This window comes from Streptomyces sp. NBC_01635 (assembly GCF_045209715.1).
In the GTDB taxonomy this organism is placed as follows: Bacteria; Actinomycetota; Actinomycetes; order Streptomycetales; family Streptomycetaceae; genus Streptomyces; species Streptomyces hirsutus.
In genome coordinates, this window is sequence record NZ_CP109277.1 from 5,260,949 (window position 1) to 5,274,002 (window position 13,054).

The following is a 13,054-nucleotide window of genomic DNA, read 5'->3' on the forward strand; positions in this document are numbered from 1 at the left end:
GGGCGAGACTTGGACGACGGTGTCACTTCTTCCTCGCCTTGCGAAGTTCCTCGGCCAACTGCGCGTCCGCACCGGAGAATCCGTCAATGGTGGACTTCACCAGTTCTCCTACGGTCTTGACGCTGTCGAGAAGTTTGCCGCGGTGGTCATCCCAGTTGTCGACGAATTCGCCCATGGCGTCGGCTATTTCGCCGCTGCCCCAATAGGGGCGCATGTCGTCCTTCCGGTTGTTGAGATCCTTCAACTCCTTCTGGATGCCTTTCAGTCGGGATTCCGACTCCACCAGGAGGTCGACGTTGACGATGAGGTCCGAGTCGCCAGCCATGCTGTCCTTGGGTCTTCCTGGTCTAGTTCTTCGAGGCGGGTGTGTGGTCGCTCCCTGTCGCTGGGGCGTCTCACCGGTTGACCGCCTGGATCTCCTGTACGACGACCTCTTGGCCGTTCCCGAAGGTGCCGTCGGGCAGGTCGCCGCCGGTGCCGCCGGTGCCGGTCCAGGCGATCTCCCACGTGACCGTGGCCTGGAGGTCGAACGCGCCATCACCGGAGCTGCGCAGGTAGGTGATTCCGCAGGGTGGGTTCTGGTCGGCCTTGCCCTTGGCGTAGGGCTCGCCGATGGAGCCGTCGGCGTTGATGGTGCACTCGCCGGAGGCGGGGTAGGTCTCGGCGTCGTCGGTGCCCGGCTCCAGTTTCAGGGACACCGGCTTGGCGGTCGTCGTGGCCTGGAGTGCGAAGCCGGGGGCGTTGATGGCCGCCGTGGCCTGGACCTCGTCGAAGACGGCCTTGTCGAGCCAGGCCCAGGTCGGCAGATTCACCTTGGTGGTCTCCTCGGGGGCGAGGCTGACCTCGGTGTCGGGAAGCTGCATGTGCTGGTAGGCGAGGGCGGCGAGTATCTCCGGGGTGATGGCCTCCTCGTACTGGGGCGGCGGGGCCTCGCCGTTGTCGACCCAGAAGGGGAGATCGTTGCAGGAGCTCCGCTTGAGCAGGTCGGGTTCGTCGGGGTTCTCGACGGCGGCCCAGAACATTCCCTCGCCGTCCTTGTCGACGTTGTAGTCCTTGTAGCCGGGGGTGTCGGTCCAGCCGTACTCGTCCTCGTAGTGGCGCTGCAACTCGCTGAGCGCCGCGCCTGCGTGGCCGCCCATGCCGGGCGCATTCATCTGGCCCTCGATGTCCTTGGACATCTCCTTCTTGAAGTCCTCGGCACCGAGGTACGGGGCGTACCAGCAGGGCGGTGGAGCCCAGTTGACGTCGGCGGACGTCACGTTGCCGGTGCCGCCGTTCTTGGCGACGGAGCCGGAGTACGTGATCCGGGCGGCTGCGTAGATGCCGGTTTCGTCGCCGCCCCCCGACTCCTCTGTGCCGTCACCCTTGCCGTAATCCACCGGTTCTGCCGCAGAGTTGGGAGCCGTGAGGATGAGGGCGCTGAACGCGATAGCCAGAGCAGCAGTGCTTGTGCAGAGGAGCGTGCGCCGTGATCCGGTCACTGGCACTTCTCCACCCCCGTCTCGACGAACACCTTGGACGCCTGCCACAGGCCCTCACCCGTGGGGACCTTGACCATGATGATCTTGTAGTAGCCGAAGTCCTTGAGACTGGGCTCGGTCTTCAGGACTTTCCCGGTCTTGACCTCTTTGCCGTAGAACTTGCTGGCGTCCGAGCAGAACGCGACCTCTACGGAGCTGCCGTTCGAGGCGGATCGTGTGGTGGCGTCATAGTGGCGGCGGGTACCGGTGGCGGTCCATCCACCCTTGAGCCACTCGTTGATCTGCACCTCCCCATAGTGGAGACCCTCGCCGGTGGCGTAGGTGGTCAGGGCCGCGTCCTTGGTCGTGCGCTTGTCGACACCCCGGTAGACGGCGCGGAGGTAGTTCCCGGCATCCTCCATCGCGGCAGCTTCGTTCTTGTCCTTCGGCTTCTCCCAGTCGAAGACCAGGTTCATGTCCGCGGGCAGGGACACGTCGACGCCGTCCGGCTTGTCCTCCGCCGGTGCTCCCGAAGGCTCCGCCGACTTCGTCGGCTTCTCTGTGCCCTGGTCGGCGCCGGCGATCTTGTCAGCGGCCTTCCCGTTGTCGTCCCCGCCTCCGCAGGCGGTCAGTAGCAGGGTTGCGGCGGCAGCGAACGCGGCAGCAACGGGCAAAGAGCGGCGCTTCACAGTGACTCCCCCGTGAGACAGATGCGTGGTCACGGGCAACGACGGTATCGGTGTGCTTCTTGGTTTCGCCACAGCGAACTCTGTGGAGATATCCGCACTTCTTGACGCAAGGGACTCGTAGCTGTGTTCAGCCTCTCGGTGGGATCCTCGGGGGCAGGGTTGACGTCACTCTCCTCGCCGGTCCCGATGTCCTCCGAGGGCAGCTCGGTGTGCCCGCTCACCCCAGCTTCGCGTTCTGCGCCTTCACCACCGCCGCCGGCAGCTTCGCGTCGCTCGGCCTGCTGTTGGCGAGGGCCATGCCGTCGACGGAGAAGTACACGGCGAGGACGTCGCCGCTGCGTACGGCCTGGGTGTGCACGGTGTGGGAGACGCCCCGGAACGTCAGTGTGGATCCGAACGCGAGGGACTCGTCGCCGGCCTCCGCCACGGGCTTCTCGGCGGTCACGGAGTCGTACGCGCTCGTGTTGCCGTTCGCCTCGGCGGTGAAACCTCCGCCGCAGGCGTCGACCGCCTTCGAAAGGTCGGCCATGGTGGACTCGGCCCGGCCGGACCCGTACGTCGTGAGCGTGACGTACGTGAACGCCTGGTTCGGGCCGCCGTTCACGACGCGAGTGAGGTCGGCCTGAGGTTCCCCGAGAGGGAGTTGGTTCATGGCGTAGGCCAGCGGGGCGCAGACCGGCTTCTTGACCGTGACCTCCTCCTGGGACGCGGCGAAGGCGAACTCGCTGTCGGTCTCGTCCACGTTCTTGCCGGACACATCGGCCTTCGTGACCATCAACTGCTTCAACTGCTCTGCCGGAGTGGCCTGCTTCTCCTCGGATGCGGTCGCCTTCGACTTGTCGGCTGCCGCGCCCCCGTTCGTGCCCGAGTCGGAATCCCCGCCGCAAGCGGTGAGCGTGGCGAGGGAGATCAGGGACAGAGCGGTCAGGACGGCCGACGCGGCGCGCTTCATGAGGTCTCCTCAAGGTGGGTGATGGGTAGTTGATGCCGGTTGACCGGCAGGGGGTTGATCTGCCGGTCGTCCTCCACCAGCTTCCGCGGGGCGTACGGCTTCCAGCGGCGGCGGCATCTGGGTGAGTGGGATGCCTTCTTCGCCCTGTCGCGGACGAAGGTCCAGCGGGGGCCTTCATGCCCTCTCCGTCGCCGATCCGACAGAAGATCATGGCACGTCCCCTCCCGGCCCCCGTGAGCGAATTGTGCGGTGTTCGTGGGTGAGGTGTGACGGATCGGGTGGTGGAGGGTGGGCAGTGGGGCGTTTTGAGGGTTCGCTGGCGCATAGGGGGTGAGCTGCGGTTCGGTGTTGCTGCCAACTGGGTTGTTCAAGAGTGAAATTGCAGATCAGTAACGGTGTGTCATGTGGTGTCCGTGACGTTGGGTGTGCCTTGAGGGGCTGATGTGTGACTGATACGGTGCCATGGCTTGACACTCACCCCGGCGCTGGATATCGGCCCAGGTCGGGCCGGTAGGTCCGGCGGCGTCCCGCATGTCTGTGTGCGAGTGGACGTGGGTGAAGTGTCTGAATTTCCGGGGTACTTGGCAGACATCGTCTTGGATGTACGGGGAGCGGTTGCGTGAAGATCCAGGAGCGTACGGGGGCGGGCGCGGGGCGTTCTGCCGCTCCGGCCCAACCGGCGGTCGGCGACCGGCTTCCCACTCCGCCTCGTGAGCGCAAACCCGCGTTGGCCGCGCTCGCGGTGCTGCTGATCCTCGTGGGCGCGCTCGGTGCCACGATGCTGGTGCTCCAGGTGGGGGACCGGATCGAGGTCGTGAAGGTCACCAAGGAGATCCCGGCGGGGCAGTCGGTCAGCGGCGGCAGTGTCGAGTCGGTGCTCGTCGTCGAGGATCCGGAGATCAACTACATTCCGTGGACTCAGCTGGACACACTGAAGGAACTCAAGGCCGTCAGCACCATCCCGGCCAACGTCGTCGCCGTCGGCGAGATGTTCGGCGACGAGGCCAAGGTCCCGGACGGCAAGTCCGTCGTCGGGCTGTCCCTCAAGGAAGGGCAGTACCCGGCCGGGATCGAGTCCGGCGACACCGTCGCCGCGTACCGCGTCGGCGGCAGGGCATCGAGTTCCGGGAGTGAGGCCGACGAGGACGGCGGCGCCGCGGCGGGCACCGGCGGTTCCGTGATCGTCGAGCAGGCTCGCGTGGCCTCCGCTCCGGAGCAGAAGGGCGGCGACGGCAGCATCGTCAGCAGCGCCAACCTGCCCGTGACGCTGGTCGTCGACAGCGCCCAGGCCGCCGCGCTCGCCCAGGCCGCCTCCAACGGCGAGGTGGCTCTCGTCCTCGTCCCTGGCAACTAGAAGGCGGCACCCCACTCATGGCCTTGATCGCCCTCGCCGCCGACAAGGGTTCCCCCGGCGTCACCACCGCGGCCGTCGCTCTCGCGGCGGTCTGGCCGCGGCGTGTGTTGCTCGCCGAGACCGATCCGGCGGGCGGTGACCTCGTCTACCGCAGCGCCGCCGCCCACGGCGGTCCGCTCAACCCCAACACCGGCATGCTGTCGATCGCCGCCACCGCGCGGCGCGGGCTCGTGCCCGACCAGCTGTGGGACCACGTCCAGCCGTTGAGCGGCGGCCTCGAAGTGCTCGTCGGACTCGGCAACTCCGAGCAGGCCGCCGGCCTCGCCGGGCTGTGGCCGACCCTCGGGCACGCCTTCGCCTCCCTCGCCGACTCCCCGCACGCCGCCGCCGACGTCATCGCCGACTGCGGGCGGATCAGCGGCGACACCCCGGCGGCCGAGCTGTTCCCGCACGCTTCCCTCGTCCTGCTCGTCTCGCGTACCGAACCGGAGGCGCTCGCCCGGGTCCGGGACCGTGCCGCCGCCCTGGCCGGCAAGCTGAACGGCGGTGCGCGCGTCGCCGGGCCGGGCAGCCCGATGGTCGGTGTCGTCCTGATCGCCGACACCGGCAGCGCCGCCAAGCTCGCCTCGCAGGTCAACGACATGCTTGTGCACGCCCAGACCGGCGCCCGCGTGGTCGGCACCCTCGCCGACGACCCGGCAGGCGCCGAGCAGTTGGCGGGCCGCAGGCGGGGGCGGCTCGACAAGTCGTTGCTGATCCGCACCGCCCGCAAGGTGACCGCCGACCTGTACCAGCAGTACGGCGCCGCCTGGTCCGCGTCCGCCCACGCCGCGCAGCCTCACCAACCCCATCAGCCTCAGCAGCCCCAGCACCACCAGTCCTCGCCTCAGCAGCAGGGTCGGTACGCACCGTCCGCCCAGCAGTACCAGCCGGGTCAGCCCGGTCAGCCCGCCCCGCAGGGCAGCCCGCAGGGCGGCGGCCGGCCGTCCGACGGTCGTGCCGCCGGAGCCGGACGATGACCGCTGTCGACCATCAACTGGTCAAGCGGTTCCGCCAGGACGCCGGTGACCGCATCTCCGAACAGCGCCGCCTCGACCAGGTCAGCGGCGTCACGCCGATGTCCACCGAGGACGAGCGCCAGTTCGCGCGGGCGGTCATAGCACAGATCCTCGAGGAGCAGGCCCGCTCCGAGATCAACGCGGGCCGTACGCCGCTGGACGCCGAGACCGAGGAGCAGTACGCGGCCGCCGTGCACGCCGCGCTGTTCGGCGTCGGGCGACTCCAGCCGCTGCTCGACGACCCCGAGGTCGAGAACATCGACATCAACGGCTGCGACCAGGTGTTCGTCGGCTATGCGGACGGCCGCGAGGTGCAGGGCGAGCCCGTCGCGGAGACCGACGAGGAGCTCATCGAACTCATCCAGGTGCTCGGCGCGTACTCCGGTCTCTCCTCCCGGCCCTTCGACTCCGCGAACCCGCAGCTGGACCTGCGACTGCCGGACGGTTCCCGGCTCTCCGCCGTCATGGACGTGACGAGGCGCCCCGCGCTGTCCATCCGACGGGCCCGCATGGGCAAGGTGTTCATCTCCGACATGGTCGGGAACACCACGCTCACACCGGAGTTGGGACACTTCCTGGCCTGTGCGGTGCGTGCCCGCAAGAACATCATGATCGCGGGAGCGACCAACGCCGGTAAGACGACGCTGTTGCGGGCCCTCGCCAACGAGATCCCGCCGCACGAACGCCTCATCACCGTCGAACGCGCCCTGGAGCTCGGCCTCGACTCGTTCCCCGAACTCCACCCGAACGTGGTGGCCTTCGAGGAGCGGTTGCCCAACTCCGAGGGGCAGGGGTACATCTCCATGGCCGAGCTGGTGCGCCGGTCGCTGCGCATGAACCCCTCGCGGGTCATCGTCGGTGAGGTGCTCGGCGACGAGATCGTGACGATGCTGAACGCGATGTCGCAGGGCAACGACGGTTCGCTGTCCACGATCCACGCCAACAGTTCCAGCGAGGTCTTCAACCGCATCTCGACGTACGCCCTGCAGGCGACGGAACGGCTGCCCATCGAGGCCAGCCAGATGCTGATCGCGGGCGCGGTGAACTTCGTCGTCTTCATCGAACGGCGCAACGAGTTCCAGAACGGCGGCCGGCTCCAGCGCATGGTCACCTCCGTCCGCGAGGTCAACGGCGTCGACGGACGCGTCCTGTCCAGCGAGGTGTTCGCCCAGTCGCCCGACGGCCGGGTCATGCCGCACGCACCCATCGCCTGCCTGGAGGAACTGATGGCCTACGGCTACCGCCCCAGCGGAACGTGGGGGTGACCCGGTGATCCGTACGACCACGGACCTCGCTGCCGCCACCGCCACCGCTGATGCCGCCGTCGCCGCCGCTGATCTCGCCGCCGGCTCGCTCGGCTCGATGGGCGGACTGTTCTCCACCACGGTGCTGTACGCGCTCGCGTGCGGCATCGCCGTCGGTGGCGGACTCGCCCTCCTCGTCGTCGCCGTACGCGGACTGCCCGCCAAGCCCGCGCACGAGAAGCAGAAGGCGAGCGCGCGGGCCGCCGAGCTGATCCGGTTCGCGGGGCAGCGGGGTTCCCTCGCCGCGATCGTCGGCCTCGTCGTGCTGCTGCTGACCCGGTGGACCGTCGCCGGAGTCGCCGCCGCCGTCCTCGTCTTCTTCTGGGACCGGCTGTTCGGCGGAGCCGCGGAGGAACGGGCCGCCATGCGGCGCGTGGAGGCCCTGGCCTCCTGGACGGAGTCGCTGCGCGACACCATCGCCGGCGCGGTGGGCCTCGAGCAGGCCATCCCGGCGTCGGCACGGGCCGCCGCGCCCGTCCTGCGCCCCCATCTCGACGCGCTCGTCGACCGGTTGCGTTCCCGTACCCCGCTGCCGGAGGCGCTCCAGCATCTCGCCGACGAGATCGACGACGCCTCCGCCGACATCATCGTCGCCGCCCTCATCCTCAACGCCAAGCTGCGCGGACCCGGTCTGCGGCAGGTGCTGGGCGCGCTGGCCAAGTCGGCGCGCGAGGAGGTCGACATGCGGCAGCGCGTGATGGCCCAACGGGCCTCCACCCGACGCTCGGTGCAGATCGTCGTCGCGGTGACGATCGCGTTCGTCCTCGGACTGGCAGTCTTCAACCGGGACTTCGTCGAACCGTACGGGACGGCCGTGGGGCAGCTCGTACTCGCCTGTGTCTGCGGGTTGTTCGCGCTCGGCTTCTGGTGGCTGCGCAAGCTGTCCACCATCGAGACACCCGAACGCTTCCTGGTGCGCGACGAGGCGGCGGTCCAGTTCGTACGTCCCCGTACTCCGGGGGTGGCGACCGCCGCGGGACAGCAGCAGACGGAATCGGGGACCGCACCGTTGCTGTGGCTCCCGCACCAGCAGGGCCGGGACCCGCAGGGCGGGGACCAGCAGGGCAGGGGGGTACGACGGTGAACGACGAACTGACGATGCCGGTGGTCGTCGGCGCGGTCCTCGGACTGGGCGTCTACGTCCTGATCCGGGCCCTGATGCCCACCAAGCGCAGCGCGGTCGCCCAGGTCGCCCGGATCGACGCGATGCGGGCGAGGGGCGCGGCGTACGAGTCGGCCCGCACGCAGAAGGACACCGGCCGGTTCGCGTCGCTGCGGGCCGAAGTGGGCTCGCGTATCGCCGAGTTCTATCTCCAGCAGGGCTGGGAGCAGCGCTCGCTGCGCGCCGATCTGGCCGTACTGGAACGGAGCTGGGAGAAGTTCCTGGCGACGAAGGTGCTGCTGGCGGCGGGCGGCATGTTCTTCGGGCCGTTCCTCTTCGCGGTCGTCTGGACGCTCGGCTTCAGCGAGAGCCCGATCGTCCCGGTCTGGCTGGCCCTGCTCTGCTCAGTCGTCTTCTTCTTCCTGCCCGACCTGGAGGTGCGCCGGGACGCCGCCGAGAAGCGGCGCGACCTGCGCCGGGTCATCGGCGCCTACCTGGACCTGGTGTCGATGAGCCTGGCCGGCGGGCGGGGCCTGCCCGAGGCGCTGATGGCGGCGGCCGAGGTCTCCGACGGCTGGGCGACGCAGCGCATCCGCAACGCCCTGGCCGACGCCCGGATCACCGGCGTCAGCCAGTGGCAGGCGCTCGGGCAGCTGGGTGAGGAGCTGGGCGTCGAGGAGCTGAAGGACCTCTCCGCCTCCCTCGCCCTGGTCGCGGACGACGGCGCCAAGGTCCGCGAGTCCCTCGCCTCCCGCGCGGAGACCATGCGGCACCGTGAACTCTCCGAGATCGAGGGCAGCGCGGGCGAGAAGTCCCAGTCGATGCTCGTGGCGCAGCTGCTGCTGTGTGCGGGGTTCCTCGTGTTCCTGATCTTCCCGGCGGCGATGAGGGTGTTCCAGGTGTGAGAACCGTGAACGGAAAGCCGTGGCGCTGTGAACCATGGGTCACACACGGCCCCTTGCGAACCGACAGTCGTGAACCGTACGTCAGAGCATCTGTGAACCGAACACGAGAGGACGAAGCGTCATGAACGGACGTACCTTCCACACCGGCATCCCCGCCGTGGACTTCCTGGTCACCTTCATGCGGGCCCGTGTGGAGCGCGCCCGCTCCGGCGAACTGGACCGCGGCGCCTCCGCGGTGGAGTGGGTCATCATCTCCGCGGTCGTCGTCGCGATCGTCGGCGTGGTCGCCGCCATCATCAACGCCGCGCTGAGCGAGGGCGCCAACAAGGTCGGCGACTGCATCAAGGGCGCGAACGCCGGTAGCACCTGCTGAGCGTACGTACACCGAGGTCGGGGACAGGGCTGGGACGGGACGGGGAATGCCGGTGCGCGTACGTCGCTGGGTACGCCGACGGGTGGAGGCCGCCTCCGCCCGCGGCGACTCCGGCATGACCGCGATCGAGTTCGTGCTGCTCACGCCCGTCCTGTTCTTCATGATCTTCGCGACGGTGCAGTTCGCGCTGTACTTCTTCGCGGACCACGTCGCCCAGGCGGCGGCGCAGGCGGGTGCGCGCAAGGCGCGTGCGACGGCGGACGCCCAGCCGGGCGGCTGGCGGGGCGAAGCGCGGGACGTGGTGGACAGCTACATCCGGCAGCTGGGCCCGCAGCTGGTGCTGTCGCCGGACGTGAGGATGCTCCAGCCGGAGCAGGACACGGTGGGCGTGGAGATCACGGCCCGCATCCCGACGGTGTTCCCGGGCTTCGACCTGACGGTGCACGCCCGGTCGGCGGGGCCGGTGGAGCGGTTCGTGGAAGAGGGGGAGAACTGAGTGGAAGCGCCCTCTTCCCGCATGCGGAGACACCTGAGTCAGGACGAAGGTGTCGGCGTCGGCGGTGTCGGCGGCGACCGCGGCCTGTCCACCGTCGAGGTGGTGATCCTCGCCCCGGTGATGATCCTGTTCATCCTGGTGCTGGTGGCGTTCGGCCAACTGGTGAGCGGTCGCGGCGCGCTGGACGGCGCGGCCCGGGACGCGGCACGCGCGGGCTCCATCCAGAAGGACCACGTACGGGCGATGGCCGAAGCACGCCAGGCGGCGGAGGCGAACCTCGCGGACATCTGCTCGGGCCCGGTGAACGTCGTACAGACCAGCCAGGGCTTCGAACCGGACACCCTCTTCACGGTCGAGGTGAGCTGCGAGGTCCGCGGCCTGGCCACCCTGGGCCTGAACATCCCGACGACCCTGTCCGCGAGCTTCAGCTCACCGCTGGACCCGTACCGGAGGACGGCGTGAGAGCACGTGTGCGCGGGCGGCTGGAGCAGTACCCGCCCCGTTTCGACGACCGGGGCTCGGGCGCCGGCGCGGTCATCGTCTTCGCGCTGGTCTTCATCTCCCTCGCGGCCTTCGTCATCGACGGCGGCCTCTCCATCTCCCAGCGCGAGCGCGCCGCCGACATCGCCGAACAGGCCGCCCGCTACGCCGCCCAAGACATCGACCGTGAGGCCCTGTACGAGAACGTGGACGAGCCCGCACCCATCAACTACGAGAACTGCGACGCCCGGGTGAAGGCATTCGCCCGCGAGATGGACATGTCCGGCGCGGACGTCGCCGGCACCCACTGCGTGGCGGCGAGCGCCCAGGGTGTCGAGGTCCAGGTCCAGTTGACGTACTCACCCGTCTTCACCGGTGTGTTCTACGGCGGTGACGTGGTGGTCCGCGGCCAGGCGGTGGCGGAGAACGAGGTGGGCTGAGCCGAGGGCGGGAGTGAGGGCGCGGGATGAGGGATGAGAAGGCGGGCACGGCCGCCCCGGTCTTGACGGTGTCGAGCCGGCTGCGCGGGAACCGCCCCGCGGTCGGCAACGCGCTGAACCACTTCACCGGCCGGACCGACGTCTGGGCCGACGCCACGGTCACCGGCGTCGCCGCTGACGCGGAGAGTGTCCACGGCAGGGTCGCCTCCCTCTGCGAAGGGGTCACCCGGTGATTCCCGAGCCCGCCCTCAGACCGGCCGCCTCGCGCGGCCCCGGCCTGGAACGGTGCCACGCCTCCCGGCTCTTCGCGCAGGACGGCGGTCTCGTCCTGCGCACCCGCGGTCGTACCCGCCGCTTCCCGGTCGGCGGGACCGCCGGAATCGCCCGTGCCGTCATCGTCGACGCGGCGGCCGGGGGCAGGACGCGCGGGGGACCCGACCTTCCCGGTTCCTGGGGAGAGGTGCAACTGCAGGACGGGAACGGGGCGCTGATCGGCCGCTTCGACATCCAGGACTGGCTGCCCGAGGCGCCCGCGCTGCCCGGACGGTCCGTGCAGGGGGAGCAGCTGCTCGCCCGGTCGGGCGTGGCCGGGCTGCTGCGGGCCGCGGGGGTGCCGCTGCACGTGGTACGGGACAGAAACGATCCTCTGGTGGCCTCGAAGGGCGCGGGCGCCTCCCTCGGCCCGGGAGGTTCCTTCCCGCTCTGGTACTGGGGAGTGCGCACCGTCGCCGGGAGCGTGTGGTTCGCCGTGTTCACGTGGGTCGTCTTCTCGGACACCACGGTCCCCTGGGTCGTCCTGCTGCTCGCCGCGACCGCCTTCTCCGCGCCCGTGGCACGGCTGGCGCTGCGGGCCTGGACCCGGCTGCGGGCGGGACGCCACGACCCCGTCGTCCGTGAACGCGTCCGGCCCAGTCCCGCGCGGGGGACCGGGGAGACGGTCAGGTTCCGCCGGGACACCGAGATCCGGATACAGGACCGGGACCTCGTCCTGCGCGACCTGGGCGGCCAGGAGTACTGGTTCGCGCTGTCCGGCCCGCACGCGGTCACCTCGCTGGTCCGGGTGGAGGACCGCGCGGGCCGACCGGTCGGTGTCGAGCTCCGGGGCCCCGGGGAGCAGGTACGGGCGGTGTTCCCGTGGGACCTGTGGTTCGGTGGCGAGGAGGGCGCCGACGGGTGGTCGCGGCTGCGCCGGGCCGCCGGGCTGGCGGTGTCCGAACGCCGCCTGGGCGGTAAGGGGCCCGGGGCCTGGCCCAAGGGCCCGGTCCTGGGCACGGGGCTGCTGCCCGGCTCCGGTGGGGAAGCCCGTCGCATGGCGCGGTTCCCCGGTACCGTCGCCGGGGTCTCGTCCACCGCGGTCATGGCTTTCGGCTCCCTCTTCTCCCTGATCCAGGGCCTGCGGATCGAGGAGACGGCCCCGGGACCGGCGGCCGCCGCGGTCCTCATGGGGGTTCTCGGCCTCGTCCTGCAGGCCGTGCCGTACGCGGTCCACCAGCTGCGCAGCCGGCTCCTGCTCGACCGGCCGACTCCGGAACGGACGACATCCAGGGAAGCCACTCGATGACACGCACCGAGAAGACCTCCCGGCCCGCCGACCACCGCCTGCTCCCGCCCAGGGGTCGGGTCCGGATTCTGCCGCACCCGGAGCAGCGGGACAGGTCGATCGACGCGCAGATGGACGGCATCGCGCGGATGCTGTCCATCTGACCCCGGAGACCGGGCATGCGGGGGTGGATTCCGGGCGCAGGGCGCGCGGGAGCAAGTGCATCGCGTTCCGGGATGCTCCAGTTCTGGAAGATCCCGATGATCTGCACACCGTTCACCGCGCAGTCGTACGACGGGCGCGAGACCTCACGAGATCCGGGGCAGCCGCGCCGTATTCCCCTCCCGGGCCGCCGACGGGCCGCTTTCGGACGTGTGCGAGTGAAGGAAGTGAGACGTTCGGCCGACCGCCTCACCACACTCGTGAATTCCACGGCGCATGGACGAGGAGCGCGGTCCGTACGCCGCTGGTCGCCTCATTCCCCGCGTGCTTTGATCGGGTCGCGCGGTTCGCCGATCGGCTGGTTTCCCGACGGGTAGTCCTGGGTTCGGGGATCGGGTGAACTCCGCGCCGCTCATTTCGGATACGAAGGGAAACGCCCGCCATGAACCTCGCCCCCCAGGTCGACACCGCCGAAATCCCCGACGCCGACCTGGACTTCATCTCCGGTGGCCAGGCGGGCGCCGGTGCCGCCGTGAACCTCGGTCTCGGGGTCCACGCCGAACCGGGCGCCCTCGGCGTCCACGTCGAGGCCGGGAACATCGGCATCACCGCAGGTGCGGACGCCTCCGTCTCCCCCGAGGGCCTCGCGGTGGGCGGCGTCCTCGCTGTCAGCCGGTACTGACAGGACATGCCCCGTGGGCCCCGGTTCCATCCTGGAGCCGGGGCCTACGACACATCC

17 protein-coding genes are annotated in these 13,054 nt (G+C 69.9%); 13 read left to right on the top strand and 4 right to left on the bottom strand.

Features of this window, described 5'->3' with window-relative positions:
• Positions 1 to 22: 22 nt before the first annotated feature.
• The 4 genes from OHB56_RS24590 to OHB56_RS24605 all read right to left on the bottom strand — a co-directional run bounded on the left by OHB56_RS24590 (position 23) and on the right by OHB56_RS24605 (position 3,101).
• Positions 23 to 325 (bottom strand): WXG100 family type VII secretion target, encoded by a 303-nt coding sequence (locus tag OHB56_RS24590; RefSeq protein ID WP_055628705.1) that lies wholly within the window; start codon positions 323 to 325, stop codon positions 23 to 25.
• 70 nt (positions 326 to 395) lie between these two features.
• Entirely contained in the window at positions 396 to 1,481 is a 1,086-nt protein-coding gene (locus OHB56_RS24595; protein WP_406355671.1) for a hypothetical protein, read from the bottom strand.
• Positions 1,478 to 2,149, bottom strand: a complete 672-nt coding sequence (locus OHB56_RS24600) for a hypothetical protein (protein WP_326754177.1) — start codon at positions 2,147 to 2,149, stop codon at positions 1,478 to 1,480. Before OHB56_RS24600 ends, OHB56_RS24595 begins: the two co-directional genes overlap by 4 nt.
• A 217-nt stretch (positions 2,150 to 2,366) precedes the next feature.
• Positions 2,367 to 3,101: a hypothetical protein gene (locus OHB56_RS24605; protein WP_406355673.1), complete on the bottom strand. Its 735-nt coding sequence runs from the start codon at positions 3,099 to 3,101 to the stop codon at positions 2,367 to 2,369.
• A gap of 619 nt (positions 3,102 to 3,720) precedes the next feature.
• Here OHB56_RS24605 and OHB56_RS24610 point away from each other — a divergent pair.
• The 13 genes from OHB56_RS24610 to OHB56_RS24670 all read left to right on the top strand — a co-directional run bounded on the left by OHB56_RS24610 (position 3,721) and on the right by OHB56_RS24670 (position 12,997).
• Positions 3,721 to 4,455, top strand: a complete 735-nt coding sequence (locus OHB56_RS24610; protein WP_326754179.1) for a hypothetical protein — start codon at positions 3,721 to 3,723, stop codon at positions 4,453 to 4,455.
• A gap of 17 nt (positions 4,456 to 4,472) precedes the next feature.
• The gene (locus OHB56_RS24615; RefSeq protein ID WP_326754180.1) at positions 4,473 to 5,474 is read left to right on the top strand and encodes a hypothetical protein; all 1,002 of its coding nucleotides are present in this window, start codon (positions 4,473 to 4,475) and stop codon (positions 5,472 to 5,474) included.
• Positions 5,471 to 6,778, top strand: coding sequence for an ATPase, T2SS/T4P/T4SS family (locus OHB56_RS24620; RefSeq protein ID WP_326754181.1), 1,308 nt, complete (start codon positions 5,471 to 5,473; stop codon positions 6,776 to 6,778). Before OHB56_RS24615 ends, OHB56_RS24620 begins: the two co-directional genes overlap by 4 nt.
• Positions 6,779 to 6,875: 97 nt before the next feature.
• A complete protein-coding gene (locus tag OHB56_RS24625) occupies positions 6,876 to 7,901 on the top strand; it encodes a type II secretion system F family protein (RefSeq protein WP_406359211.1) in 1,026 nt (341 codons plus the stop codon).
• 14 nt (positions 7,902 to 7,915) lie between these two features.
• Entirely contained in the window at positions 7,916 to 8,824 is a 909-nt protein-coding gene (locus tag OHB56_RS24630; protein WP_406359212.1) for a type II secretion system F family protein, read from the top strand.
• A gap of 121 nt (positions 8,825 to 8,945) precedes the next feature.
• Positions 8,946 to 9,197 (top strand): hypothetical protein, encoded by a 252-nt coding sequence (locus tag OHB56_RS24635; protein ID WP_055594189.1) that lies wholly within the window; start codon positions 8,946 to 8,948, stop codon positions 9,195 to 9,197.
• Positions 9,198 to 9,243: 46 nt separating this feature from the next.
• On the top strand, positions 9,244 to 9,693 hold the full coding sequence (locus OHB56_RS24640; protein WP_055594190.1) for a TadE family protein: 450 nt from the start codon (positions 9,244 to 9,246) through the stop codon (positions 9,691 to 9,693).
• Between the two features lie 21 nt (positions 9,694 to 9,714).
• Positions 9,715 to 10,155 (top strand): TadE/TadG family type IV pilus assembly protein, encoded by a 441-nt coding sequence (locus OHB56_RS24645; protein WP_406355675.1) that lies wholly within the window; start codon positions 9,715 to 9,717, stop codon positions 10,153 to 10,155.
• Positions 10,152 to 10,613, top strand: coding sequence for a Tad domain-containing protein (locus tag OHB56_RS24650; RefSeq protein WP_055628699.1), 462 nt, complete (start codon positions 10,152 to 10,154; stop codon positions 10,611 to 10,613). Before OHB56_RS24645 ends, OHB56_RS24650 begins: the two co-directional genes overlap by 4 nt.
• 26 nt (positions 10,614 to 10,639) lie before the next feature.
• A complete protein-coding gene (locus OHB56_RS24655; protein ID WP_406355678.1) occupies positions 10,640 to 10,846 on the top strand; it encodes a hypothetical protein in 207 nt (68 codons plus the stop codon).
• Positions 10,843 to 12,174 carry a hypothetical protein gene (locus OHB56_RS24660; RefSeq protein ID WP_326754184.1) on the top strand — a complete coding sequence of 444 codons (1,332 nt, stop codon included), beginning with the start codon at positions 10,843 to 10,845 and terminating at the stop codon, positions 12,172 to 12,174. The genes OHB56_RS24655 and OHB56_RS24660 overlap by 4 nt, the downstream gene beginning before the upstream one ends.
• Positions 12,171 to 12,317, top strand: a complete 147-nt coding sequence (locus OHB56_RS24665) for a hypothetical protein (protein ID WP_406355680.1) — start codon at positions 12,171 to 12,173, stop codon at positions 12,315 to 12,317. Before OHB56_RS24660 ends, OHB56_RS24665 begins: the two co-directional genes overlap by 4 nt.
• Before the next feature lie 440 nt (positions 12,318 to 12,757).
• Complete coding sequence (locus OHB56_RS24670; RefSeq protein ID WP_326754185.1) at positions 12,758 to 12,997, top strand: hypothetical protein; 240 nt, start codon at positions 12,758 to 12,760, stop codon at positions 12,995 to 12,997.
• Positions 12,998 to 13,054 lie beyond the last annotated feature (57 nt).

Bases quoted from the DNA above. Each gene is read 5' to 3' on its own strand.
- OHB56_RS24590 (WP_055628705.1), bottom strand. From the start codon at position 325: ATGGCTGGCGACTCGGACCTCATCGTCAACGTCGACCTCCTGGTGGAG.
- OHB56_RS24605 (WP_406355673.1), bottom strand. From the start codon at position 3,101: ATGAAGCGCGCCGCGTCGGCCGTCCTGACCGCTCTGTCCCTGATCTCC.
- OHB56_RS24615 (WP_326754180.1), top strand. From the start codon at position 4,473: ATGGCCTTGATCGCCCTCGCCGCCGACAAGGGTTCCCCCGGCGTCACC.
- OHB56_RS24620 (WP_326754181.1), top strand. From the start codon at position 5,471: ATGACCGCTGTCGACCATCAACTGGTCAAGCGGTTCCGCCAGGACGCC.
- OHB56_RS24625 (WP_406359211.1), top strand. From the start codon at position 6,876: ATGGGCGGACTGTTCTCCACCACGGTGCTGTACGCGCTCGCGTGCGGC.
- OHB56_RS24630 (WP_406359212.1), top strand. From the start codon at position 7,916: ATGCCGGTGGTCGTCGGCGCGGTCCTCGGACTGGGCGTCTACGTCCTG.
- OHB56_RS24635 (WP_055594189.1), top strand. From the start codon at position 8,946: ATGAACGGACGTACCTTCCACACCGGCATCCCCGCCGTGGACTTCCTG.
- OHB56_RS24640 (WP_055594190.1), top strand. From the start codon at position 9,244: ATGCCGGTGCGCGTACGTCGCTGGGTACGCCGACGGGTGGAGGCCGCC.
- OHB56_RS24645 (WP_406355675.1), top strand. From the start codon at position 9,715: ATGCGGAGACACCTGAGTCAGGACGAAGGTGTCGGCGTCGGCGGTGTC.
- OHB56_RS24655 (WP_406355678.1), top strand. From the start codon at position 10,640: ATGAGGGATGAGAAGGCGGGCACGGCCGCCCCGGTCTTGACGGTGTCG.
- OHB56_RS24665 (WP_406355680.1), top strand. From the start codon at position 12,171: ATGACACGCACCGAGAAGACCTCCCGGCCCGCCGACCACCGCCTGCTC.
- OHB56_RS24670 (WP_326754185.1), top strand. From the start codon at position 12,758: ATGAACCTCGCCCCCCAGGTCGACACCGCCGAAATCCCCGACGCCGAC.